This is a genomic window from Ammoniphilus oxalaticus, assembly GCF_003609605.1.
GTDB classification, from domain to species: Bacteria; Bacillota; Bacilli; order Aneurinibacillales; family RAOX-1; genus Ammoniphilus; species Ammoniphilus oxalaticus.
This window is the reverse complement of the sequence record NZ_MCHY01000008.1, coordinates 279762-304175: the sequence shown is the minus strand read 5'-3', so window position 1 is coordinate 304175 and position 24414 is coordinate 279762. Positions and strand designations below refer to the sequence as shown.

At 42.3% G+C, this 24414-nt stretch carries 25 protein-coding genes, 5 tRNA genes, 1 other RNA gene and 1 pseudogene; 4 read left to right on the top strand and 28 right to left on the bottom strand.

Going from position 1 to position 24414, the window contains the following annotated elements; genetic code table 11:
- Positions 1–79: 79 nt before the first annotated feature.
- The 4 genes from BEP19_RS07740 to ablB form a co-directional block, all read right to left on the bottom strand.
- Complete coding sequence (locus BEP19_RS07740; protein ID WP_120189269.1) at positions 80–751, bottom strand: 3-oxoacid CoA-transferase subunit B; 672 nt, start codon at positions 749–751, stop codon at positions 80–82.
- Positions 730–1410 carry a 3-oxoacid CoA-transferase subunit A gene (locus tag BEP19_RS07735; RefSeq protein ID WP_425452740.1) on the bottom strand — a complete coding sequence of 227 codons (681 nt, stop codon included), beginning with the start codon at positions 1408–1410 and terminating at the stop codon, positions 730–732. Before BEP19_RS07735 ends, BEP19_RS07740 begins: the two co-directional genes overlap by 22 nt.
- 16 nt (positions 1411–1426) lie before the next feature.
- Positions 1427–2788 carry an aspartate aminotransferase family protein gene (locus tag BEP19_RS07730; RefSeq protein WP_120189267.1) on the bottom strand — a complete coding sequence of 454 codons (1362 nt, stop codon included), beginning with the start codon at positions 2786–2788 and terminating at the stop codon, positions 1427–1429.
- A 143-nt stretch (positions 2789–2931) separates the two neighbouring features.
- Positions 2932–3771: a putative beta-lysine N-acetyltransferase gene (gene ablB, locus BEP19_RS07725; RefSeq protein WP_120189266.1), complete on the bottom strand. Its 840-nt coding sequence runs from the start codon at positions 3769–3771 to the stop codon at positions 2932–2934.
- Positions 3772–3957: 186 nt separating this feature from the next.
- On the opposite strand from ablB, the gene BEP19_RS07720 reads away from it, so the two are divergent.
- The 4 genes from BEP19_RS07720 to BEP19_RS07705 all read left to right on the top strand — a co-directional run bounded on the left by BEP19_RS07720 (position 3958) and on the right by BEP19_RS07705 (position 6337).
- Positions 3958–4686, top strand: a complete 729-nt coding sequence (locus BEP19_RS07720) for a glycerophosphodiester phosphodiesterase (RefSeq protein WP_120189265.1) — start codon at positions 3958–3960, stop codon at positions 4684–4686.
- A gap of 153 nt (positions 4687–4839) precedes the next feature.
- Positions 4840–5556, top strand: coding sequence for a cytochrome c biogenesis CcdA family protein (locus tag BEP19_RS07715; RefSeq protein ID WP_120189264.1), 717 nt, complete (start codon positions 4840–4842; stop codon positions 5554–5556).
- Between the two features lie 19 nt (positions 5557–5575).
- A complete protein-coding gene (locus BEP19_RS07710; protein WP_120189263.1) occupies positions 5576–6106 on the top strand; it encodes a TlpA family protein disulfide reductase in 531 nt (176 codons plus the stop codon).
- 102 nt (positions 6107–6208) lie between these two features.
- Positions 6209–6337, top strand: coding sequence for a YqzM family protein (locus BEP19_RS07705; protein ID WP_120189262.1), 129 nt, complete (start codon positions 6209–6211; stop codon positions 6335–6337).
- Between the two features lie 106 nt (positions 6338–6443).
- On the opposite strand, the gene BEP19_RS07700 is transcribed toward BEP19_RS07705, so the two are convergent.
- The 24 genes and pseudogenes from BEP19_RS07700 to BEP19_RS07585 form a co-directional block, all read right to left on the bottom strand.
- The gene (locus BEP19_RS07700) at positions 6444–8066 is read right to left on the bottom strand and encodes a class I adenylate-forming enzyme family protein (RefSeq protein ID WP_120189261.1); all 1623 of its coding nucleotides are present in this window, start codon (positions 8064–8066) and stop codon (positions 6444–6446) included.
- 172 nt (positions 8067–8238) lie between these two features.
- Positions 8239–8420, bottom strand: a non-coding RNA gene (ssrS, locus tag BEP19_RS07695) — 6S RNA.
- Between the two features lie 13 nt (positions 8421–8433).
- Positions 8434–8510 (bottom strand) — tRNA-Arg (locus BEP19_RS07690).
- Between the two features lie 70 nt (positions 8511–8580).
- Positions 8581–8655: transfer RNA gene (locus BEP19_RS07685), tRNA-Cys, on the bottom strand.
- Between the two features lie 4 nt (positions 8656–8659).
- Positions 8660–8735, bottom strand: a tRNA-His gene (locus BEP19_RS07680).
- 61 nt (positions 8736–8796) lie between these two features.
- The gene (gene mtnK / locus BEP19_RS07675; protein WP_120189260.1) at positions 8797–9765 is read right to left on the bottom strand and encodes an S-methyl-5-thioribose kinase; all 969 of its coding nucleotides are present in this window, start codon (positions 9763–9765) and stop codon (positions 8797–8799) included.
- Positions 9753–9863, bottom strand: a complete 111-nt coding sequence (locus BEP19_RS07670) for a glycosyltransferase (protein WP_120189259.1) — start codon at positions 9861–9863, stop codon at positions 9753–9755. The genes mtnK and BEP19_RS07670 overlap by 13 nt, the downstream gene beginning before the upstream one ends.
- 156 nt (positions 9864–10019) lie before the next feature.
- Positions 10020–11597 carry a gamma-glutamyltransferase gene (gene ggt, locus BEP19_RS07665; protein WP_120189964.1) on the bottom strand — a complete coding sequence of 526 codons (1578 nt, stop codon included), beginning with the start codon at positions 11595–11597 and terminating at the stop codon, positions 10020–10022.
- Between the two features lie 179 nt (positions 11598–11776).
- A tRNA-Pro gene (locus BEP19_RS07660) sits at positions 11777–11853 on the bottom strand.
- Positions 11854–11931: 78 nt separating this feature from the next.
- Positions 11932–12007 (bottom strand) — tRNA-Met (locus tag BEP19_RS07655).
- 106 nt (positions 12008–12113) lie between these two features.
- Positions 12114–12413, bottom strand: a pseudogene (locus BEP19_RS07650) (arsenate reductase family protein); the annotation flags it as partial.
- Between the two features lie 63 nt (positions 12414–12476).
- Positions 12477–13313: an alpha/beta fold hydrolase gene (locus tag BEP19_RS07645; RefSeq protein ID WP_120189257.1), complete on the bottom strand. Its 837-nt coding sequence runs from the start codon at positions 13311–13313 to the stop codon at positions 12477–12479.
- Positions 13314–13322: 9 nt separating this feature from the next.
- Entirely contained in the window at positions 13323–14147 is an 825-nt protein-coding gene (locus BEP19_RS07640; RefSeq protein WP_120189256.1) for a DUF1444 family protein, read from the bottom strand.
- Positions 14148–14159: 12 nt separating this feature from the next.
- The gene (locus tag BEP19_RS07635; protein ID WP_120189255.1) at positions 14160–15275 is read right to left on the bottom strand and encodes a Nif3-like dinuclear metal center hexameric protein; all 1116 of its coding nucleotides are present in this window, start codon (positions 15273–15275) and stop codon (positions 14160–14162) included.
- Positions 15251–15976, bottom strand: a complete 726-nt coding sequence (locus BEP19_RS07630) for a tRNA (adenine(22)-N(1))-methyltransferase (protein ID WP_170145306.1) — start codon at positions 15974–15976, stop codon at positions 15251–15253. Before BEP19_RS07630 ends, BEP19_RS07635 begins: the two co-directional genes overlap by 25 nt.
- Before the next feature lie 120 nt (positions 15977–16096).
- A complete protein-coding gene (locus tag BEP19_RS07625; RefSeq protein WP_120189253.1) occupies positions 16097–17236 on the bottom strand; it encodes an acyl-CoA dehydrogenase in 1140 nt (379 codons plus the stop codon).
- Between the two features lie 281 nt (positions 17237–17517).
- Positions 17518–18663 carry an RNA polymerase sigma factor RpoD gene (gene rpoD / locus BEP19_RS07620; RefSeq protein WP_211329326.1) on the bottom strand — a complete coding sequence of 382 codons (1146 nt, stop codon included), beginning with the start codon at positions 18661–18663 and terminating at the stop codon, positions 17518–17520.
- A 21-nt stretch (positions 18664–18684) separates the two neighbouring features.
- On the bottom strand, positions 18685–20520 hold the full coding sequence (gene dnaG, locus BEP19_RS07615; RefSeq protein WP_120189252.1) for a DNA primase: 1836 nt from the start codon (positions 20518–20520) through the stop codon (positions 18685–18687).
- A gap of 139 nt (positions 20521–20659) precedes the next feature.
- Positions 20660–21112 carry a YaiI/YqxD family protein gene (locus tag BEP19_RS07610; protein WP_120189251.1) on the bottom strand — a complete coding sequence of 151 codons (453 nt, stop codon included), beginning with the start codon at positions 21110–21112 and terminating at the stop codon, positions 20660–20662.
- Between the two features lie 283 nt (positions 21113–21395).
- Complete coding sequence (locus BEP19_RS07605; protein ID WP_120189250.1) at positions 21396–22247, bottom strand: pyruvate, water dikinase regulatory protein; 852 nt, start codon at positions 22245–22247, stop codon at positions 21396–21398.
- Between the two features lie 2 nt (positions 22248–22249).
- Positions 22250–22918, bottom strand: a complete 669-nt coding sequence (gene ccpN / locus BEP19_RS07600; RefSeq protein ID WP_120189962.1) for a transcriptional regulator CcpN — start codon at positions 22916–22918, stop codon at positions 22250–22252.
- Between the two features lie 178 nt (positions 22919–23096).
- On the bottom strand, positions 23097–23408 hold the full coding sequence (locus BEP19_RS07595; protein WP_120189249.1) for a DUF4342 domain-containing protein: 312 nt from the start codon (positions 23406–23408) through the stop codon (positions 23097–23099).
- Entirely contained in the window at positions 23365–24180 is an 816-nt protein-coding gene (recO, locus tag BEP19_RS07590) for a DNA repair protein RecO (protein WP_120189248.1), read from the bottom strand. Before recO ends, BEP19_RS07595 begins: the two co-directional genes overlap by 44 nt.
- A gap of 30 nt (positions 24181–24210) precedes the next feature.
- A complete protein-coding gene (locus BEP19_RS07585) occupies positions 24211–24351 on the bottom strand; it encodes a YqzL family protein (RefSeq protein WP_120189247.1) in 141 nt (46 codons plus the stop codon).
- Positions 24352–24414 lie beyond the last annotated feature (63 nt).

The following is a 24414-nucleotide window of genomic DNA, read 5'->3' as shown; positions in this document are numbered from 1 at the left end:
ATTTATATTATAAGTAACATAATTTTTACTTATAACGAGCTTGTTACCACGAAAAAAAGGATAAGACCGAGGCCTCGGCCTATCCTTTTACCCATTTGATCTGATTAGAAATAAGCAAATCTGCTTCTGTCGATTCAATCACTTCCTCAATTGTATACGGCTCCATTACTTCGGTTAAAATAAGTCCTGATCCCGTCACTTCCATTACTGCGCGCTCTGTAATAATCAGGTCGACACAAGCTTTAGCTGTCAACGGCAACACGCATTCTTTTACAATCTTACTTTTCCCTTGCCTATTGCAATGGTTTGTGACGATGACGACTCTCTTTGCTTTTTGGGCTAAATCAATTGCCCCTCCCATACCGGGCACTCGTTTCCCTGGAACAATCCAATTAGCTAAGTCTCCTGTTTGACTTACTTCAAGCGCCCCAAGGATCGTCATATCCAGTTTGCCTCTACGCGTAATCGCAAAAGCGATCGCTGAGTCAAAGTAGGACGCTCCCGCCTTCACCGACACGGGGAACCCGCCCGCATTACAAAGCATCGGGTTTTCCTCCCCTTCCGCAGGAGTCGGACCCGTTCCCAAAATACCGTTTTCAGCATGAAGCAACACATGTTGATCTTCTGGGATATAATCAGCCACTAGTGTAGGGATCCCAATCCCTAAATTAATAACCATCCCCTCTTTAATTTCCTGAGCGGCCCGTTTGGCAATCAAGTGTCTAATCGCTATGTTTTTTCCCATGCCCATTTCCAATTCACTCCTTTACTAGGCACGATCCAATCGACAAATACGCCCGGAGTCACCACCGCCTCTGGATCAAGCTCGCCGACTTCAACGATCTCATCCACCTCAGCTATCGTAATCTCACCAGCCATTGCTACTAACGGACTAAAATTTCTCGCGCTCGTATCATAAATAAGATTTCCAAATGGATCTGCCTGTTTCGCGTGAATAATGGCCACCTCAGCCGTTAACGGTTTTTCTAACAAATAGGGTCGGCCATCAACCCACACTTTTTCTTTACCTTCTTCAGCAATTGTATTTAACCCAATATCAAGTAAAATGCCGCCGAGACCAACCCCTCCTGCCCGAACCCGTTCCGCTAACGTGCCTTGCGGAGAAAATTCGACCTCAAGGTCCCCTGCCGTCATCTGCGTTCCAGCATTCGGATTTGAACCGATATGCGAGACAATCGCCTTTTTGATTCTTCGCTGAGTAATTAGCTGCCCTACGCCAACTTCTGGAAACGCTGTATCATTGCTAATTAAGGTGATGTCACTAATGCCAGCCTGCAAGATTGCGTCAATCAATGTTGGCGGGTTGCCGACCCCGCCAAATCCGCCGATCATTAACGTCATCCCATCTTGAAAATAGGTCATGATTTTTTCCAGGGTCGTGATCTTCACGTTCATTCCCCCTCGCCTAATCGTTTTCTATTAAGCCCTCTTTTACGCATACCTGCTGAACTTCAAGTAAGACGTCTTCTATTATCTCTATGATCAAATCAAGTTCATCTTGCTTAATTGTTAAGGGAGGGGCTACTAAAAACGCGTCGCCGGCTATGCCATTCAAGCCTCCGAAAGCTGGATAAATGATTAGTCCTTTCTCCATCGCCAGTTGGACAACTCGCTGGGTAACAGCCGCTTTGAGCGGAAATGTTTTACGCGATTGGTGATCAGCCATTAACTCTACTCCTTGCAACAAACCCATCCCTCTTACATCACCAATAATCGGCAACTTTTTCTTCAATCGATTTAAGCCGTCTTTTAAATAATCACCTTTTATTTGCGCTTGTTGTACTAAATTATTCCTTTCAAGATAATGAATAACCGCTAAAGCAACGGCAGCCGATTGAGGGTTAGCGCTGAACGTGTGACCTGCCATGATTGAGGCGCTACCCGCCGCGATCGTTTCGATAATTCGATCGCTAACTAGCGTTGCCGCAATTGGGGTATAGCCAGCGCTTAAACCTTTACCCAGGGCCATAATATCAGGCTGGACACCCCAGTGATCAATTGCGAATTTCGCCCCTGTTCGACCCATTCCCGTCATAACTTCATCTGCGATAAACAGAATCTCATAGCGATCACAAATTTGTCGAACAGCCTGATAATAACCAGGCGGTGGGACAACGGCGCCGCCTGAGGCTCCAATAATCGGTTCCGCGATAAAACCCGCTATATTTTCAGGGCCGATCCGCTGGATTGCAACTTCTAATTCATGGACACAAGCTAATTGACAAGATGGGTAAGTTTGATTTAATGGACAGTTGTAACAATGAGGAGCCGACACTGAGGGGAGTTGATCTAACAACGCATTAAAACGCTTTCTTCTGAGAATGTGGCCTGACATGGATAAGGCCCCTAATGTAATACCGTGGTAACTCATCCACCTAGATAGAACTTTGTTTTTTCCTGACATGCCTTTTTCTTGCCAATACTGAATCGCTATTTTCATTGCCGTTTCCGTCGCTTCTGAACCGCTATTAACAAAAAAACTCCAATTTAGATCTCCAGGAGCCCATTCACTTAATTTTAAAGCCAAGTCTTCCGCAGGTTGATTCGTAAATTGAGAGCGATAAACAAAAGACACATTCTCGGCCTGTTGAACAGCCGCTCGAATAATCTCTTCAACACCGTGACCAATGCTAGCTGTTACCGCGCCAGAACTACCATCAATATACTGATTACCTTGCTTATCATATAAATAAATGCCATTACCATGAGAGATGATAGGCAGCTCACTTTGTAAATGGGGTTTAATAACACGGCTTCTTTGATCCATACCGATTCTCCCCCTCACATCATCCTAGTTATATTCATTGTATGAAGATCAGTGGAGAAAAAACACAGCAGCTAGGCAACGAATAACAGCGCCGCTTTATGGGCTGCCTCGGATCCTAGCTGCTATATATAAAATCTTTCTTTTTAATCCTTCGTTGAATGCAATGGTTTAACCCAAACATTCATATTTTCAAACCCAGAAAAGATATCGCAATTGTTCACCATTCTACCTGTATATTGAAACCCGTGTCTGGAAACAGTGACATTCATCGCGGCTGATTGCGACCTTGCCAGTGTGTACAGATACGGAATTTTTCTTTTTTTCATTTCATCCTCTAGAGCAAAAAAGAGGTGACTTAAAAGTCCTTGTCCCCGATAATCCGGGTGTGTTGCGGCATCTGATATCTCAACATTGTTTAGCTCAGGAACCATTTCCGCCGAAGCGAGTCCAATAATCCGCCCCTCATGCTCAATCACCATAAAATACGTATCTTCTTGCATTACTTTTTTAAGATAATCTGGTTCATGAACAGGGGTAGGATAAGTTTTAAACACAACCCGAAGCAGCGCAGCCATCTGTTCAGCATCGTCTAGCGCCCCTTGCCGAAGGATCATCCCTTCTGGCAAGGGTCTTCTAACCGCTTGGCTGTTCTTTCCGTTCGCTAGTTGAACAATCTCATCTTCTTCTTTTTCAAACTTATTTATACCGCGATCTTCTGAAAGAAATTTAGATAGTAAATATACATTTTGCCCATTAAAATAGCCGTCGATCTTTGCCTCCTGACGAAATCCTTGCTGAAGGAAAAAATCTACATCTTGTTTTTTGGCGTAGACGATCGTCTTTGTAAAGCCAGTCTCTGTTTCAGCTAAATGTAAATGATTCATAAACATCGCATTTAATTCATTGGATTGCGGGTTCAATATTCTTATTCTTTTGTTGGTAGGATCAATAATAACGTCGTGATTTCGTATCCAATCATCCATTCCTTTGAACGCCCCCTAATTTTTTGTTTATTTGAGTGTAATATTATAGCGCAAGATTGGCGAAGGAATGCCCATTTTTGCAAATCAGTCCTTACTGCCTAAAGCGAATTCCTCCTCTCATCCCAAGACATACCCGCTTAAAATGAGCATAGACTGAACACGAGATTTAAAATAGGTGGGGATCATATGCAGTCCAATTTAATGATTTTTGCCCATCGAGGAGCCGCGCATCTTCTGCCTGAAAATACGCTTCCCGCTTTTCGAAGAGCGATTCAGCTTGGAGCCAATGGGCTAGAATTTGATGTCCATCTTACGAAAGACGGTCACCCCGTCGTTATCCACGATGAAAAGGTAAATCGAACAACAAATGGAAGAGGTTTAGTAAAAAGGTTTACATTAAAAGAACTCCAACAACTTAGCGCGGGAGCTTGGTTTCACCCTCGTTATTCTCATATTAAGATTCCAACATTAGAAGATATCCTTAAGAAGGTCGTTCATTTTCCAACGTTACTCAATATCGAAATGAAAAATACGCTGATTCGTTACGATGGAATCGAGCAGACGATTATCAAATTAATTCAAAAGTACCAACTGCAGCAACAAGTTATTTTGTCCTCATTTAATCCAAAGAGCATTAAAAAGATCGCTTCGTTGGACGACCAAATTATTGGCGGTTTTTTATATTTCGGAAAACTTGACGAACCTTGGAGGATGGCGTCGGAGCTTGGAGCGCGAGTGATCCATCCTCCTATCAATGCAATCAGCCGTGATTTCGTTACCCAAAGCCATGAACACGGCCTGCTTGTCTGCCCATATCACGTTAATCATTGGCGTCAAATCAACCTCGCCCTCGATTGTCGCGTAGACGGCTTGATTACGCAGCACCCTGAAAGAGTCAGAAAATTTGTAGAATAAAGTAGAATATTATTGCTACTCGTGAAACATTCAACCACTGTTTCATTGCTTCAATTTCATAATCAATGATAGAATGATAAAAATAGAGTCTTTAAATAAGGTACGCTTAAAAAGGCCTTATGCTAGACATAATAGAAGGAGTGACAAACAACCTTGAATGTAGCGATGAACCCGACAATTTGGCTTGCTTTTGGAGCGGGATTTTTATCTTTCATTTCCCCTTGCACGCTCCCCCTCTATCCGTCGTATATCTCTTACATAACAGGTATTTCAGTAGCAAAATTGAAAGAAGATCGATCGATTATTTTTAGACAAGCCATGATCCATACGTTATTTTTTGTGCTAGGCTTTTCGATTATTTTTATCTCACTCGGCTTAACCGCTACATTGCTCGGTTCTCTGTTTGCGCAGTACCAAAATCTGATTCGTCAATTAGGCGGAATTTTAATTTTAGTGATGGGACTATTTATGGTCGGTTTGTTTAAACCATCCTTGTTTATGAGGGAAAAACGGTTTGATCTAGCCAAGAAACCCGCGGGTTACTTCGGTTCGGTTCTTGTCGGCGTTTCCTTTGCCGCTGGATGGACCCCTTGCATCGGTCCAATCCTTACCGCTGTTCTAACAATCGGCGCCAGTGACCCAAACCAAGGCATTCCGTTGATTGTAGCCTATACACTCGGATTTGCCCTCCCTTTTATCATCATGGCCTTTTTTATTGGCCGAACACAATGGATCCAGCGACATTCACAGAAGATGATGAAGTTCGGCGGAATCATGATGATTTTATTAGGCGTTCTTTTATACACAAACAAAATGACGGATATCACCATCTGGTTAATTTCCATTTACGGTGGTTTTACTGGATTTTAAATGAGGAGGGAAGTGGAGCTTGAAGCGGAACCTATTAATCGGCGCTATTGTCCTGCTTTTAGTCATCGGAGCCTTATACGGCAATCTAAGTAATCGTGAACAAAATAATGCGATGCCGGAGCAACCAGAAGTCGGCTATCGCTCGCCCAGCTTCGATTTGGAGGGACTGGACGGTAAAAAGTATAAATTAAAAAATCTGAATAAGCCCGTGGTTGTTAATTTTTGGGCATCATGGTGCGGGCCTTGTAAAATTGAAGCCCCCGTTCTTTTGCAGTTACACGAAAAATACGGTGATCAAGTCCAATTTTACGCCGTAAACTTAACACACAACGACAAGCTAGAAAAAGTTGAGGCCTTCGTAAATGATTACCAATTCCAATTTCCAATCTTACTTGACACAAACGGACAAGTTTCCAGACAATACCGTGTCACAGCAATCCCTTCAACTTTCTTTATAGACCGCCATCAAACGATTATGAAAGCAGCGCCGGGGTTGCATACAAAAGAACAAATGGAGCAGTGGATTCAACAGTTAATTGAAATCCCTTAACAAGGCAACGATAAATGGATTTACCAAGCCCTGTCGATATGATACTATATTAGTATTGTGGATATGTTAAAATATGAGAGATGTAATGGGAGGTGACGACTCATGGAATATAAACGTGACGCAACGCAACATGATATGGTCGACAATATTATCGGTTTCGGCGTATCATTTGGATTCTTTATTCTGATCGCCATTATTTTTACAATTGCAAGTCTGATGCACGCCGCGTAGTTAACTTCACACATAAACGAGATTGCTTACCGCAATCTCGTTTTTATTTTGCGACAAAAACAGGCAAGCTTGTAACTTACATAACATTCTACTCTCTTGTAATCGATTAACGATCCGCATTTTCTGCTCTAAACTGGATATTGCGATGAACGCTTAATTGTTTTTTTAACTGTTCCTTTAGTTGCAATCTCTTCGGTTTACCTGTCGCTGTGTAAGGTAATTCATCGCCAAAAATAAACACCTTTGGTTGCTTGATGAATGGCAGGCGCTGCGCGCAATGTTGGATAAGCTCTGATTCTGTTACCGTCATGCCTTCTTTGGGAACGATATAGGCGGCAATTTCTTCACCGTAGAAACGATTTTCGAATGGGACAGCTAAAGCATGCTGAACTTTTGGATGCTTCTTTAATACTTCATCGATTTCTAAAGGAGATAGATTTATACCGCCACGAATGATCAGTTCCTTGATCCGGCCCGTAATAAAGAAAAAAGGCCTGCCGTGTTGATCATTTTTGTAAAAGCCCTCATCACCAGTCATAAACCATCCACCTCCATGTCGAAACGCCTCTGCATTCGCATCCGCTCTTTTATCATAGGCTTCCATAACCGTTTCACCCCGTATCGCAATTTCACCGCGCTTGCCCTCTGCTTGCTTCGTTCCATGCTCATCTAAAATCGCCATCTGATTGTGTTTAATCGGGGTTCCGATCGATGGAAATCCATACTTTGACAACCATACCCTTCGCTCCTCATCCGATAAATCGATTGGAAGAAAACTAGAGTAGCATGTTGTTTCAGATAGACCGTAGCCGTGAATAATCGGAACATTAAACTTCTTTTCAAACGATAGCGCTGTTTCAACAAGCAATGGCCCCGCCCCACAAATAATATGACGCAATGACGTAAACGAAACCCTTTGTAATTCTTTATCAACTTCTAATAAAAATTCCAATAATGTTGGCACAACACTAACAATCTGAACCTGCTCCCGATCAATTCTTTCCCAAAAATAACTTACGCTGAACCGTTCGTTAAGAATAACCGTCCCCCGACAGAAAAATGGCGTCACAAGGGTAACGACAATGCCATTTACATGGTGGATAGGCAACACACACATCATTCGAATTCCTTGCTGCAACTGATGCCATTCGGCGATCGCTTCCGCGTCATACAATAAGTTTTTTTGTTTAAGGATAACGCCCTTTGGCTTCCCTGTCGTACCCGATGTATAAACAATTAAAGCCTCATCATCTATCGAACTATTCAGCAGCGCCTTCCATTCTCGACCTGCTTGCGCAAATAAAGGGCGTGAGTCATCTGCTTCAACTGAAAACACACTCGTTTCAACTTGATTTCGCATCAACAATTTTTTCACTTTGTTGCTTGCTTCTGATTGAACAAAAATAGCTCTCGCCATGCTCTGCTCAACGATAAATCGAATACGGTCGTCTGATTCAGCAAGATTGACAGGCGCAACGCAAACACCCATTGCCCATGCAGCGAAATAGATGGTGACTTGTTCAACTTTATTCTGCATGAGCGTAATGATTCGATCCCCCCGTCGAATGCCTTGTTTATCTAAGAATTGAACAACACAGCCAACACGTTCAATAAAATCGGCATAACTTGTCTCGGTTCGCTTGCCATGCCGATCATAATAAATGAGGAAATTTTGGTCCCGTTGCGCCTGGATATCGTCGCTCATTAACTCCCCTATGCTCTTTATCATTTTGCCTCTCCTCTTTTCATCGACAATCTGATTACAACCCGCTGTTAATCTTATTATATGTGCGAGTTACGCTTGTCAATTACGCATACTTTAGAAAGAGGCTTTTTAGAGCTGATTAAAGCCAAATAAAAAAACTCATCGTTATTAATAACGATGAGTTTTAAATACATAGTAAAATCCCGCGTATGCCGTAACATTAGTTTGTTTCATAACCTGCGCTCGACAGGTGGGTCTCCTCACGTTCATTTCCGCTTTCCCGCAGCGCGGGCATAACGTCCACAAATCAAATATCGGAATCCCGAAACAAAATTTAAGGTTCGAAACATAAAAATGCTACGAACATCGCAGGAATCATTATTCATAAGAGTGGCGTCCCAGAAGAGATTCGAACTCCCGACTCACGGCTTAGAAGGCCGTTGCTCTATCCAACTGAGCTACTGGGACATTTTAATACTTCGCGCTACACATAAACAAAGCTGAACGGGAATCCCAATTACGCCAAGACGTACTGAGTTGGAGGGAGCACCCGGACTTGAACCGGGGAATGAAGGTTTTGCAGACCCGCGCCTTACCACTTGGCTATGCTCCCTTGTTGGGGCGGCCGATGGGAATCGAACCCACGAGTGTCGGAGCCACAATCCGATGCGTTAACCACTTCGCCACGACCGCCACGTTCCCGCGCTTGTTTGTAGTGTCATTATATAACCCAATCTGAATTCAGTCAAGTCTCTTACATTTTTTTACTGCTTACAATGATGTTTACGAGTCCATCCACGCTCGTTACCGCTTGGCGCTGTACAATTAATCGCGCGCCCAGCTCTAGAACAAGAACTTCCGCTTTAGCCCGACGACGTTCATCCTCAATTCCTTCTAAATCGGCCACGCGCGAGATACCAATCACCCGACGCAACATTTTACATCCCGCAAATCCTAGCGTATCTTGCAGGACACGAACAAGTATATTGTTTAAGTAATCAAGGTTCAATACACTGGCTTCTTTCGATTCTTCGCGACAGAGCGTCGCAAATTCCCGCTCAAATTCTATCCATAATTGTCTGATTGTTTCTAATAGATATTGTTGATACTCGGCGCGGGCTTGCGATTGATCCGTATACCCCTCATGCGAGGCGTAATTTAATAAAATATTTCCGATAATCGCCCCTATATCGAAACCGATTGGTCCATAAAAGGCAAATTCGGGGTCAACGATCTTCGTCTCTCCCTCTCTCACCATAATACTTCCTGTATGTAGATCACCATGAACTAAAGCTTGCGCATGTGTGAAAAAATGATCCTTTAATTTGGCGACCTCTAGCTGTAAAGCTCTTTTTTCCCAGATTTCAGTAACCTGTTCACGAATCAATGGGTTAAATTGATTCATTTCCGCGTCTTGAAAAGGATCAGTAAAGACTACCCCTCCTGTCATATGGGATAATTCGGGATTGATAAATTGAACCCTTTTCGCTGTTCGCTCCTCTTCTTCCAACCCGAAACGAGAAGTGTAGAATAACATTTTAGCCAAAAACTGACCTAGATGTTTCGGTAGCGCCGAATATCGGTTAAGCTCAATCAAACCTTGCCGTAAAATTTGAAAAGAGGGGAGGTCCTCCATGACGATTAAAGCTAACTCAGCATTATAGTGAAACACTTGCGGAACGAGAGACGGGCAGACTGTATGTTGAACGATCAGCGCTTCCATTCGATTGGATAATTTGTTTGCTGTGATTGAAGGGATTTAACCGTCTGCGAAATGGTCTGTTCCTCATTCAAGGTCGGAATAATTACTGAAATTTTCATCGAATAACCCCGTATTCTATGGACTATAATATCATATGAATATTAATACATATAAAATATATAAGGTCAAGGTTATCCGCGCGCCTATGATAATGACCAAAAAAACCACTTCAGTTAGTAAGCGCGCTAACTGAAGTGGTTCGCTATTCCATCGGTTTATCTTCCGATTGCAGCTCCGTCACTACGTGGATCGACACCGCCCTGCAAGAAGCCGTCATCATCGACTTTTATGGCGGAAGCATGACCCATAAAATCATCATAGTCTTTTACTACATTCACATCATGTCCTGCATCACGTAACGCTTGAATTGTATTCGGACAACAACGCGATTCAATTTTCAGATCTAGACGCGCGACCCCCCACGTTCGTCCCCATAACCAACGTGGTTGGCTAACCGCTTCTTGCGGATCCATGCCATATTCAAGCATCCTTGTTATCATCGCGGTTTGCGTTTGAGGTTGCCCTTCTCCTCCTTGCGTACCATATAGGATATACGGCTTGCCATCTTTACACGCCATCGCTGGAATAATTGTCGTAAACGTAAATTTGTTTGGCTCCAGCGTATTAACATGATTTGGATCAAGCGAGAAAAAAGAACCTCGATTCTGCATCAGGATCCCCGTGTCCCCCGCGACAATCCCCGATCCATACTCATGATAAATACTTAGGATAAAGGAAACAGCATTTCCCTCCTCATCCACAACCGCCGCATAAGCTGTATCCGCGCCCATAAAAGCGCTGTCTAATGAACTTGCTTTTGAACGAATCTGTTCAGCTTTCTGTCGCGCATATTCTTTGCTTAAGATGCGATCCAACGGAATCTTGTGGAATTCTGGATCGGTTAATTCAGCATTACGTTCCTCAAAACTTAGCTTTAATGCTTCGACAAGTAGATGGTAATATTCGAATGAACCGTGTTCAATTTTACTAAAATCGAAATTCTCTAATATATTTAATGTCATTAACGATGCCAAACCTTGTGTAGGTGGTCCAAATTGATACATATCATACCCGCGGTATGTAGTCGAAATGGGTTCCGTCCAAAATCCTTTATGCTTCTCAAAATCTTCTTTTACTAAGTACCCGCCATTTTCTTGGATGTAATTAATAATTCGATCGCCGAGTTCTCCTTTGTAAAACACGTCCCGACCTTGTTCAGCAATCAATTGCAAGCTCTTACCTAAATTTTCTTGAACGAAACGGGAACCAACTCGGGGAACTTGTCCGTTCGGCGTGTAAGTATCTTTCGTAATTGGAATCTTCGATAAAACGTCTAGATTTTTCTTCGTGTTCACGTATTGATCACGCGTATAGGGGAAGCCGTTTAACGCATAGTCAATCGCTGGTTGCAGCGCTTCTTTCAATGTAAGCTTTCCATATTTAGATATGATTGCATCCCATGCATCGACTTGCCCTGGCACGGTAATGGCGGCCCGAATGCCGCGAAAAGGAATCGATTCTTCTCCTTCATATAACTCCCTCGTAACTTTTGAACCAGATCTTCCCGCTCCATTGTAGGCGTTGACTTTTCCCTCTTTTGGCGAGTAAGTTAACCAAAAGGAATCACCGCCCGGTCCTGTCATTGCCGGATAAACGACCCCCAAACATGCAGCAACAGCGACAGCCGCGTCAAACGCATTTCCTCCTTTCTCCAAAATTGAATTTCCCGCCATGGAGGCTAAATAGTGCGGACTTACAATCATACTTTTCGTTCCAACGATCGGTCTATCCAGATTAATGTCCAAGCAAACCCACCCTCTCTAAAATGAATGATAATTAACTTATCTCTTTTAGTATCTTTCATTTTTCAAAAGGCATACCTCAATACTCATTTACTTGTAAAAAATCGTATTGAACAGCAAAAAAACCACTAATTTAGTGGTTTTACATTTTAAACGGTATATTTTTTAAATGGTCGGAACGACAGGATTTGAACCTGCGACCTCACCCACCCCAAGGGTGCGCGCTACCGAGCTGCGCTACGTCCCGATCCCCAATATCCCTTTTATAAAAAGTGAATATGTAAAATCATTTTAGTTGGTTGCCCACTTCGAGGACAAAGAATTATGGTTGCGGGGACAGGATTTGAACCTGTGACCTTCGGATTATGAGCCCGACGAGCTGCCAACTGCTCCACCCCGCGCCAGTTAGTTGAATCTGTTACTAACTATATCATAGCCTTCCATAATTAGCAAGGATTAAAGAGACTTCCTTAAGAAGTCCCTTTTTTTAAAAAAACAAACCATTGTTTATTTTAACACGCTTTCCATTTTTTCCTCGCTAAATCCAACAATCACTTGGTCACCCGCGATGATAATAGGCCTTCGAATCAACCGCGGCTCTGTCGCCATTTCCTCAATCAACTGTTCATCACTTAGCCCCGTTAATTGTTCTTTTCTTTCTCTATAAACGACGCCTCTCTTATTCAAAATTTCATCAACGGAAATTTTAGAGGTCAACTCGTTTAATTCCTCAACAGTATAATGATCCTTCATATAGCGACGTTCTTCAAACTCAATCTCATTTTCCTCAAGCCAAGACTTGGCCTTACGGCAGCTTGTTCAAGATGGATACGTAGAAAATATAATAGACAAAATAATGACCTCCCACATTTAGTGTAAATTTAGTTTACGCAGCCATTTTTCAATCTCGTTAAAGACTTCTAGCGGTTTTTCTTCAATACTTTGATGACCGGTGTCGGGAATACAAGCAAACTGGGCGTGAGGTAGATCCTGGCTTAGTCCTAATCCGATCCGAATTGGAACAATTTCATCCTGTTCTCCCCAAATTAACAATGTTTCTTGTTTAATCGTCTGAATCTCTTCTCTCGTTAAATCGCCCTCTCGATGTCTCAATAATCCAAGCAAAGTATAAGTAAAATCCCGATCTTTCATTGGGGCTTGATAGGCATCAACCATTTCACGCGTAATTAACGAATCATCGAAAAGTGTGTTTTTTAACACTTCTTCTATTTTATAACGTCGCATCCAAAATTTCATCCACCAAGAACTAAACGGTAAGTATGATAAGGAAACAGCCAAGCGGGGAGCTCTTAACACATACCCCGAACTCCCAATTAAAATTAGCCCTGCCACCGATCTTGGAAAGAATTTTGCTGTATAGAGGGCAATTTGTCCTCCCATCGAATGTCCGATTAGGATCACTTTGCTTAAACCTTTCTTTCTCATAAACTCAACGAGCAACGATGCGTACTGGAAGTACGAATAACGGAATGTTTGAGACTTTTCACTCGCGCCAAAACCAACTAAATCAATCGAATAGACATCGTATCGTTGGGCTAACAGCGGAGCCAGCTTTCTAAATGAAAAACAAGATCCGAGAAACCCGTGAACAAGCAGAAATGAAAACGAAGCATCCGTTTCTTCTGGTTTCAAATGCTCGAAATAAACGTCACAATCTAACAACTTGATTCGGGAAGAACGATCCATATTGACTCCTTATTCTTTTCTAACGTTTGGAGTAGCTCCAGGATTAGCGAGCACCATGATCGGTTCCAACTTTTCATCCTCCGTCCATATAAAAGGGAGAGGTGAAATCGGGATATCGCCTCTCATGCAAAAATCTATATTGAGACGACTTAAGATGTTATAGCCTGCGTCATTTTGTATATCCGCGATAACAAGCGCGTCTTGATGAGGTATCGCGATTCCCATATCTTTCGTCATCATTCGTCGCATAAATGCGAGCAACTCATCGTTCAGTACGCGACTCGCCGCATAACCATCTGGTTGACTGAAAAAATAAAATGTATTTCCAGCAACTTCATCTTTATTGTATGTTGTATCTAATTTTTTCACATTTTGGATCGCAAAAGTATGAATTTGTTGTTTATCGTAACCCGCATCTATACACATCTGCTCATCAATTAACGCGTATGTTTTACCTAAATCAAACGCATAAAAAATCGATGATTCAGCTGTATGCGCCCGCTTCAAAAATCGTTTCCCTTGCTGTTCCGTTGGATGGCCGTTGCTTCTTAACACTGGAAAAATGGATTGTTCATTGCCGAGCAGCGACTTTGTTTGCAAACTTGCTTTGGTCATCTCCACAATATTTGCAACCGACTGTTCAATTTTCTCCTGTTCCTGGCCTTTTTCCATTTTGGATAAAATAGCTGTCAACGATAGACTAAATCCAAGCGAAGGGTTGTCCACATTTTTTACGACGACATGATCTTCTTCCACGCTAATCTCCCAAACCTTCAAATCCAACTTTTCTCGAAGGGACTGCTGGATTAGCTGACTACACTTCTCTCTATCCATCTCTATATCCCCCTATAAAAACGTAAATGGATCCGTATTGACACGCGAAACGACAACTTCCGTTCGTTTACTTTGCTCTTTTATATTTAGTTGCAATAGTTGTTGGATTTTTTCTTTCATAATTTTTTCAACATTGTGTCCTGGATCAACAAGCGACAAACCAGCAGCCATCGCATCATGCGCGGTGTGATAATAGACGTCCCCTGTTACAAGAACATCCGCCCCTTTAAAAATCGCTTTAGAAACGTAACGATTTCCATCCCCGCCTAACACGGCCACCTTTTTAATTCGTTTATTCAAGTCCCCAACGACACGCGCTCCGTTTACATCGAACACCCGCTTAACACGTTCGGTAAATTCAGCAAGATTCATCTCCTGCTCAAGATAACCAATCCGTCCTAGACCAAAACTTTGACCCGGTTGTTCCAGCGGATAAATATCATAGGCCACTTCCTCATATGGATGCGCTTTAACCATACTATTAATGACTCGATTTTGAATGCGCGCTGTAATGACCGTTTCAATTCGGACTTCCTCAACTTGCTCAAGTTTACCTTGCGTACCCGAATAAGGTTGCGAACCTGCGCGCGGCATAAATGCGCCAACCCCTTCAAGTTGAAAAGAACAATGACTGTAATTTCCAATCCAACCCGCGCCTGCTGCTCCCATTGCGTCCAAAACTTGTTGTTTATGTGTTTTAGGGACGAACACAACGACCTTCTTCAACTGTTCAGTGTACACGTTATCAAGCGGTTCGGTTTGCGTTAAACCTAAGGCATCTGCCATTAAGTCATTAATCCCGCCAACCGCCACATCGAGATTCGTATGAGTAATATACACTGCAATATCATGTTTAATTAATTTTTCATATAACTTTCCGGCCGGCAGATCGGTTCGAAGCTGGGTAAGTGGTCGAAAGATGACAGCATGGTGGGCGATAATAAGATCAACACCTTGTTCAATCGCCTCATCCACCACTTCCTCCAACACATCTAATGCAATCATCACTTTTTTTACATCTTTATTTAAAGTCCCTACTTGTAAACCGATTCGGTCCCCTTCCACAGCTAAATGCTTCGGGGCAAACGCCTCTAACATCTGAATTATGGTCTGACCGTTTGCATACATGTTAGAACCTCCTCTATCCACTTTAAACGATCTTCTAACTCCATTCTCTTTGTCTCTATTTCCGTTGATTTGGCTCGTTTTAAATCGCTCAACACCCGCTTTGTATTTCCCCATTCGCGTTCCCACTTCTCTTTATAAATCGGCGATTTCTCCGACCACAAGAAGGGACCAAGTTCAAACCATTGCTCCAGGGGCCACTGTTGTGATTGATATGGCGCTTTAGCGTTGCCCCGAACGGCCGAAAACACTTCATAAATGATTCCCTCTTCTTTTAAGATGGTCTCTCCAACTAATTCCCAGCCATGATCATAAAGCCATTTTCGCGCTTGTTTTTCTGCTACGTTGGGCTGTAAAACTAACTGTTGAACAGACGACAAGCGTTCAATACCCGCATCCAAAATGGAAGTAATCAATGTGCCGCCCATACCTGAAATACAAACGGTATCGACTTCACCGTCCTCAATGACAGACAAGCCATCTCCTAAACGGAGCTCAATCTGCTTGGAAAACCCCGTTTGGTCCACATTTTTTCGGGCCATTTCAAGCGGACCACGATTGACTTCCCCCGCAATAACAGAGGCTGATTTTCCGCTTTGAATCAAGTGAATCGGTAAAAAGGCATGGTCTGATCCGATATCGGCTACTTTACTGCCAGGTTTAACATAACGAGCCACGGCTGTTAATCGTTGAGATAATTCCATTGTCGTCGCACCTTTCATAAAAAAGAAGATTATGCTATCCCCTATTTTAACGTAAATGGTTGTTACAAACAAAAAAACACAACGAAAGAATGCTCCATCGTGTGTTTTTGAGGATTTCAATTAACAACCGATTTGCCGCGCGATTACCATTCGTTGCACTTCTGAAGTTCCTTCTCCAATCTCAAGCAGTTTCGCGTCCCGATAAAAACGTTCAACCTCATACTCTCTCATATATCCGTAACCGCCATGGATTTGAATCGCTTCATCACAAACCTTAACACTCATCTCGGTAGCAAACAGCTTGGCGATCGCCGCTTCTTTTGTAAATTTTCTGCCCTGATCTTTTAACCATGCAGCTTTATATACCATATTTCTTGCCACTTCAATCTGCGTCGCCATGTCCGCTAATTTAAACTGAATCGCTTGAAACTTAGAAATACTACTCCCAAATTGCTTCCGTTCCTTTGCGTATTGCAACGCTTTATCAAAAGCTGCTTGCGCTAAACCGACCGCCATTGCGGCAATCCCAATCCTTCCCCCATCTAACGTAATTAAAAATTGTTTAAAGCCTTCTCCTTCTTTGCCTAACAAATTTTCCCGCGAAATTCGGACATTATCAAAAAATAATTCGGTTGTATCCGATGCGTGCAAACCCATTTTCTCATAATTGTTTACAAGCGTGAAACCAGGCGTATCCGTCGGAACGATAAATGCGCTGATCCCATTCGTACCTTTAGAACGATCTGTCACTGCCGTTATCGCTAAATTTTTTGCAAAAGAAGCATTTGTTATAAAGCATTTTGAACCGTTGATGAGCCACTCATCCCCATCCAACACCGCAGTCGTTTGCGTTCCTCCCGCGTCAGAACCCGCATTTGGTTCTGTTAATCCAAACGCGCCTAGATAGTCTCCACGACACAACGGTTTTAAGTAGGTCAACTTCTGTTCCTCTGTTCCGAATAGATGGATTGGCGCCCCGCCCAACGAAACATGAGCAGAATACGTGATTCCTGTCGCCCCACAGCCACGACTGAGTTCTTCAACAACAATCGCAAAGCTGATCGTGTCGGCGCCGCCGCCCTCGTATTTTTCTGGAAAAGGCAAACCCATTACATTCAATGAAGCAAGTTTAGCAAAAACATCGGTTGGAAACTTTCCCGAGCGATCTCTTGCGATCGCGCCAGGGGCAACTTCCGCATCAGAGAAATCGCGCAGCATTTTTTTAATCATTTTTTGCTCGTCTGTCAGATCAAAAAACATACTGTTTCCCCCTTAACTTCGATTGAGCGTTTGCTCAGAAGGGGCGCATTTTTCTGAACATTCACTCATATGCTATTTATACAAATTGAAAGAGGGAACTATGACTCGCGCTCTATTAATTTATTTTCCAGAGTTTATTTGCATTGTCATTTCAAAACCGATAAAATAATAAAAAAGATAAAGATTAACAGGCCCTTTACTGAGAAATTACTTTTAAACAATAAAAAAAAGAAAACCCGCGTCACATTTTCACGCAACAACAGGCTTTCTTGGTTTATAGTTTACTCTAAGAAATCTTTAAGTCTTTTACTTCGGCTAGGGTGCCGCAACTTTCTTAATGCCTTCGCTTCAATCTGTCGGATTCTTTCACGCGTAACACCGAACACTTTACCTACTTCTTCAAGAGTGCGGGTTCTGCCATCATCTAACCCAAAACGCAAGCGAAGCACATTTTCTTCTCTGTCGGTTAATGTATCAAGCACATCCTCCAATTGCTCCTTCAACAACTCATAAGCAGCCGCGTCGGAGGGTGCCAACGCTTCTTGGTCCTCGATAAAATCGCCTAAATGTGAATCATCTTCTTCGCCAATCGGCGTTTCTAGGGAAACAGGTTCCTGGGCAATCTTAAGGATCTCTCTAACCCTTTCAGGTGTTAAATCCATTTTTTCCGCAATTTCCTCAGGACTTGGTTCGCGTCCTAACTCCTGCAACAACTGACGGGAAACACGTATTAACTTGTTAATTGTCTCAACCATGTGCACAGGAATGCGAATGGTTCGAGCTTGGTCCGCAATCGCTCTCGTAATCGCTTGACGAATCCACCAAGTCGCGTACGTGCTGAACTTATAACCTTTTGTATAGTCGAACTTTTCGACGGCTTTAATTAAACCCATATTTCCTTCTTGAATTAAATCTAAAAACAACATTCCTCTTCCAACATAACGCTTTGCGATACTTACAACTAGGCGAAGGTTTGCCTCGGCTAATCGTCTTTTTGCTTCTTCTTCCCCACCCTCGATTTTCTGAGCAAGGGAAACTTCTTCTTCCGCTGTTAACAAAGGAACGCGTCCGATTTCTTTTAAATACATTCTTACGGGGTCATTAATTTTCACACCTGGCGGCACTGATAAATCTGTGAGATCAACTTCCTCCTCTTCTTCCTCTTCCTTCTTTGAGGATGTCTCTTCCTCATCATCTTCTGAATCGTTGATGAGTTCAATAGATTGCTCCGCAAGAAATTCATAAAATTCGTCCATCTGATCGGAATCTTGATCAAATGAAGACATCTTCTCCATGATCTCTTTGTAGGTGAGGACCCCACGTTTTTTTCCTATCTCAACTAACTGTTCCTTCACTTCTTCAAGGGTTAAATCAGTTGACTCTGCTTCTTTTGTGATAACACCTGGCTTTTCTACTTTCTTTGCCATGGCATTCCCTCCTTCCTCATTTTATGTGGATAACGGCTTCAGCGATTTGATTAAATGGTGTATTTCGATGCCAACCTGCGCCGCTTTTAGGTTATCACCCAATTTTTCAAGTCTCCTTTGTTCATCTTTCAGACTGTCAATCTGTCTCCAAACAGGATAACTTAAGACTTGATGTATATAATCGGAGATCTCCTCCTTAGACGTAGTAATATCGTCCGATCCTTCCAAAGCAAGTTGTGAAGCAAGCTGAATTAGTTTTTCATCTTCTAATTCAGATATAAATTTGCTAGGATTGGATGTATTTCCCACCGAATAAAAGCTATACAAGTGGGCTGCTAAAGCAGCAAATTCATCCACGTTAAAATTTCCGCCAACCCTTTGCATAATATCTTCTGCCCATTTTTCATCATGAAGCATTAAAGAAATAAGTTTTTTTTCCGCATTATGATAAGCGGGTAATAACGACCTGACAGGCACATGAGTTCCATTATTTATACTATTATTCCATTTCCCTGCCACTTTATCCCTGTTACCGGCCTTTTTTTGCTGAAAATAAATTTTTCTTTGCTCTTGCTTTAAGGCATCCAACGAATAGTTGAATTCCTCAGACAAAAAACGCAAATAGTGATCGCGTTCGACGGCGTTTGGCAATGATGCGATTTGTTCAAGCGCCGCTTGAATATAGTTCATTCTTTGAGCTTCATCGGACAGGTCGAACTGTTTTCGCAAATATTCCATCTTAAAAGAAGTCACTGTGGCGGCTTCTTCTATTTTCAATTGAAACTTTGTCGCGCCATAACGTTGGATATAATCGTCAGGATCTAGCCCTTCCCCAAGCGATACCACTTTCACTTGACAGTTAACAGAAAGGAGGACCTCAGCGGCTTTCATCGCAGCGTCAATCCCTGCTGAATCAGCGTCATAACAAATAATGACTTGATCCGCGTTTCTCTTCAGCAACGTCGCTTGCGTTTCTGTTAAGGAGGTTCCTAGCGAAGCAACGCCATTGTGGACGCCTGCCTGCCAAGCAGCGATCGCATCCATATAACCTTCAAATAGAACCGCTTGACGCTTCTTTCTAATTTCCCGACGGGAACGGTAAAAATTAAACAAGATGTGGCTTTTATTAAAAAGTTGATGTTCAGGGCTATTTATATATTTCGGCTGCTCATCTCCGAGAATTCGTCCGCCGAACGCAATGACTCTTCCTTGCGTATCAGCAATCGGAAACATCAATCGATTTCGAAACAGATCAAACGGTTTTTGATCGTATTCTCTTTTTCCAAGTAAGCCTGCTTGTTGCAAAAGTGAATGATCGTAATCCCGCTTTTCAAAAAAATCAGTGACAAACTCCCAACTATCTGGAGCATAGCCAATTTGAAATTGTTCTGCCGTCTCTTGATCAATGCCGCGCTCGCTTAAATACCGCCTCGCTGCTTTGCCATAGTCCGTCTTAAACAAAAGATAGTGATACAGCTTTACAACTAACTCATAGGCGCTAAACATACGCTGTTTCGATTGCTGCTGTTCCGTCTCCATGCGATTTTGGAGATAGCCCTCGGGCAAACGAATTCCCGCGCTGTCCGCTAAATGGATAACTGCCTCCGGAAACGTCAGTTCTTCCAGCTTCATTAGAAATGTAAATAAATTCCCGCCCTCACTGCAACCAAAACAATGAAATATTTGCTTTTCTTCTAGGACAGAAAAGGATGGCGTTTTCTCCGAGTGAAACGGACAAAGACCCATAAAGCTTCGACCGCTTTTCCGAAGTTGGACATATTGACCAATAAAATCAACAATATTAAATGAATTTCTGACTTGGTCTAGCCATTCTTCAGGGAACCTTGCGGCAGTCATATATTATTCCCCTACCCGTCTCCCCCAAAATCAATTGGGGATGCATTTTTGTCACAGAGCTGAGAATGTTGATTGTATGATAAATGACGATAACCGAAAAACAATGTAAAGTTGTTCTGTAAAGATGATTCGTCAAATTTCAACAATCTCCTTCTTTTTTTTCAATGATTTTCTCTAACGTTTTTTGAAAGCGCGCTCTTTCTTCAGCTGATAGCGGTTTAGGGCCTTTTGGCCGCTTACCGGCTCGCCGCGCCTTGTAGTTCACGTGACGATTCATTAACAACAGTTCAATATTATGCTTAGTATATTCCTTACCTCTAAAACTTAACGCTAAACAGCCTCGACTGAGCGCCATACAAGCAAGACCGTAATCATCGGTTATGACAATGTCGCCTGCTTTCACTCGATTAGCAATATAAAGGTCAGCAGATTGAAATCCTTGATCCACTGTAATGGTTTCAATCCATCTTCCTTTTAAGGCGAAATGGCTAGCGACCGAACAAATAAAAACGGATCTAATTCCGTAATTAGAAGCTACATCCGCGCAGATGGACTTCACTGGGCACGCATCTGCGTCAATATAAATTTTCATCCCGCTCAACCCATTTCATAGAGTGCCATTTAACCCTTGAAATATTTAGTCATTCCATTACGCCTTAACGTAATTCAGAGGTGACTGATATTAGATTTAGTAACTACAAATGAATCTCGTTTTTTGTCGAAATGATTTCATAGGTATTTGTTTCATTATCAACCCACCAATTAAAAAATATGCTATAATAGTTTTTATTCCTCCTACTTATATATATACGAGATTTCTTTCGTTTTTCCTGCTTAAAAAAGCAAAAAGTTCTCCGTAACGAGAACTTTTTTTATTATTGCGCTTCTGTTTGCTCTTTCCCGCCTGTAAGATCAAGAATCAGACTTGCGATCTCCTCCACTGCTTTATTCGTCACATTAATCGTCGGACAGCCCACTTTCTTCATCACTTTTTCAGCAAACTCAAGTTCCTGCATGATCCGCTCCAGGCTTGCATAGTTTGCTTGGGATGTTAACCCCAATGCTTTCAGTCTTTCCCTGCGAATCATATTCAATTGATCCGGACTAATCGTTAATCCGATTACCTTCTTTTTAGGTATTTGATACAGCTCCTCTGGCGGATCAACTTCCGGCACAAGCGGCACATTAGCGACTTTATAGCGACGATTAGCTAAATACATAGAAAGCGGGGTCTTCGAAGTTCGGGATACGCCTACTAATACGACATCAGCTCGAAGCAATCCGCGCGGATCTCGTCCATCATCATACTTAACCGCAAACTCAATCGCCTCCACCTTTTTAAAATATTCTTCATCTAGTTGGCGAACAAGACCAGGTTGGTTAAGCGACCTTTTCCCAACTAACTGTTCCATCGCCGCAATCATCGGTGACATAATGTCAATTACCGTCACACCTCGCTCTTTTGCCAATTTGTATAAAAAATCTCTTAACTTAGGAACAACGAGTGTGAGAGCGATGATGGCCCGCGATTCTTTCGCGGCAAGGACAACATCTTTGATCGTTTCTTCATCTTCAATATAGGGGAACTTTCTAATTTCGACTGTTCGTCCCTCAAATTGACTTGCAACTGCCTTGACGACAGCTTCCGCAGTTTCACCGACAGAATCTGATACAATGAACACCATAACCTCATCGCTAAAAATAGGATTCCCCTCCTTTTTCCACATTCTTAACTCCTCTCCGATTGTCCACTCGCTAACTCTACATAAGCTTTTGTAATTGTCGTTTTCGTCACTCTTCCAACAACTTCAAATACCGACTTATCATCATCTAGCGCTTCCTTCACAACAGGGATCGAATCGATCTGATAATCGATTAATTTTTTAGCTACATCGAAAATGCTATCTTCGGGGGAACAGGTCACGATATTCGGCATTCTTGTCATAATAATATTGACAGGCACATCCTCAATCTTCTGTTTGCCAAGCATTGCCCGCAAAAGATCTTTTCTCGAAACAACACCCGCTAAGTATCCTTTGTTATTGACCACATACAACGTTCCAACGTCTTCTAAAAACAACGCGCAAACGGCATCATATACGGAAGATGCCTCTTTTATGATAACAGGCAGCACCTTATAGTCTTTCACCACTTTTTTTCTCGCCAAATTGCTTAATAGCTGTGGGCCACTTTTTCCGGAATAAAAATATCCGACTCGAGGCCTGGCTTCTAAAAAACCGGCCATTGTTAGGATGGCTAGATCGGGGCGCAAAGTAGCTCGAGTTAGATTTAACTTCTCGGCAATTTTTTCTCCTGTAATCGGACCCTCATCCTTTACAATCTCTATAATTAAATCCTGCCGCTTTGTCAGCTCGATAATGCTCACCACCCTTACCATAAAATAAAAAAACCGATTTGATAATTTCAATTATATGTACGTTCAAAGCGACCTATATTCACTATCAAACAATAGCGAATGAGTTATTGATTGTCAATCAGTGGAAAACAAAGAAGGACATCCCTCTGCTTTACAGTGAATGTCCTTTTACAAACGGCGGAAGATCATGAGATAATAGCTAGCTTCTTTTCTCTACGATAATTCTACAATCTAACGCTAACAAAGAAATCATCGAGAATAAAGAAATAAACGGAAAAAAAATGGCCGCCAGCCCTCCGTAAACAACAGGGATTTTAGCAAGGTTGCGTTGCTTATGCCAGATAGATATCCGAATCACATTGGACAATTGCGTTAGTTCTTTTACGAGCCGAAAAACGTCTTTTCCGCTTGCATTAAATACTTTTTGCCTTGTTCCAGCTCGATCGCCACGATCAGGCGATAATTTTTCAACAATCGCTTCCGGATCCACTTGCATCTGTTGCATCTCCATGCTGACGCTCCTTTCTCGGGATATACTGTTCTAATGCGTCCAGTTGTTCCAAAAATCTTCTCGTCTTAAGGCGGACGCCTGTGTGCGCGTCAATAAATTCATAGGTCACTCGTTTCAACAGTGATCGGGTCGTTTCTCTAATTTTAATTTCGCCCAATTGAGCTATATCCATCGTTTGAAAGGTATACAATAACCTCGCAATATTTTCGGGTAATAAAAAAGCGTAAGGATCCCTGCGACGGCAGGAGTCACAAACGATTCCCCCTTCTTGAACACTAAAAAACCACGGCTCACGGCCATTTTGGCAGATTACGCAATTGTTTAAAATCGGTTTAAAACCATACATTGACAAAATTTTAATTTCAAAAATTCGCGTTATAATTTCTTCGTCTTTCCCTTGCTCGATTTGCTTTAAAGATTCCAGAAGCAATCGAAATAAAACTGGGTTACTTTGGCGATCTTCACAAAAACGATCTGTCAATTCTGTCATATAACCCGCATATGAAGTTTTATATAAATCCCCTCTAATCGATGTAAATGATTGAATTAAATCAGCTTGATTCAAAGAGGCTAATCCGGTTGTCCCCATATGAAAAAAGAAAAGGGCATGAATAAAAGGTTGTGTAATGGCGCCAAATCGACTTTTCGTTTTACGAGCCCCTCTAGCCATCACTCCTATTTTGCCCAATTCTAATGTGAAAACAGTAATTATCTTATTGCCCTCTCCATAATCTTGCGTTCGTAAAACAATTCCTTCCGCTCTACCTAACAAGTCTGCCCCTCGCTTTCAGGGCCTCTAATCCTAACTTTCTTGCCCCTCCGGATGCATGGATAATTCCGACTCATCGTCCCGCTCAATATCTGCTCGTTGATAATCCTTGTAAAGAAGATAGGCGTCAACGTTCCCTGTCGCGCTAAATAAATTCCAAGAAATATGTTGCATTTTCCGTATCATCCTTTCGGGAGAGAATTGAAATGGACTGATCCAAATCACAGAGCGTAAAAG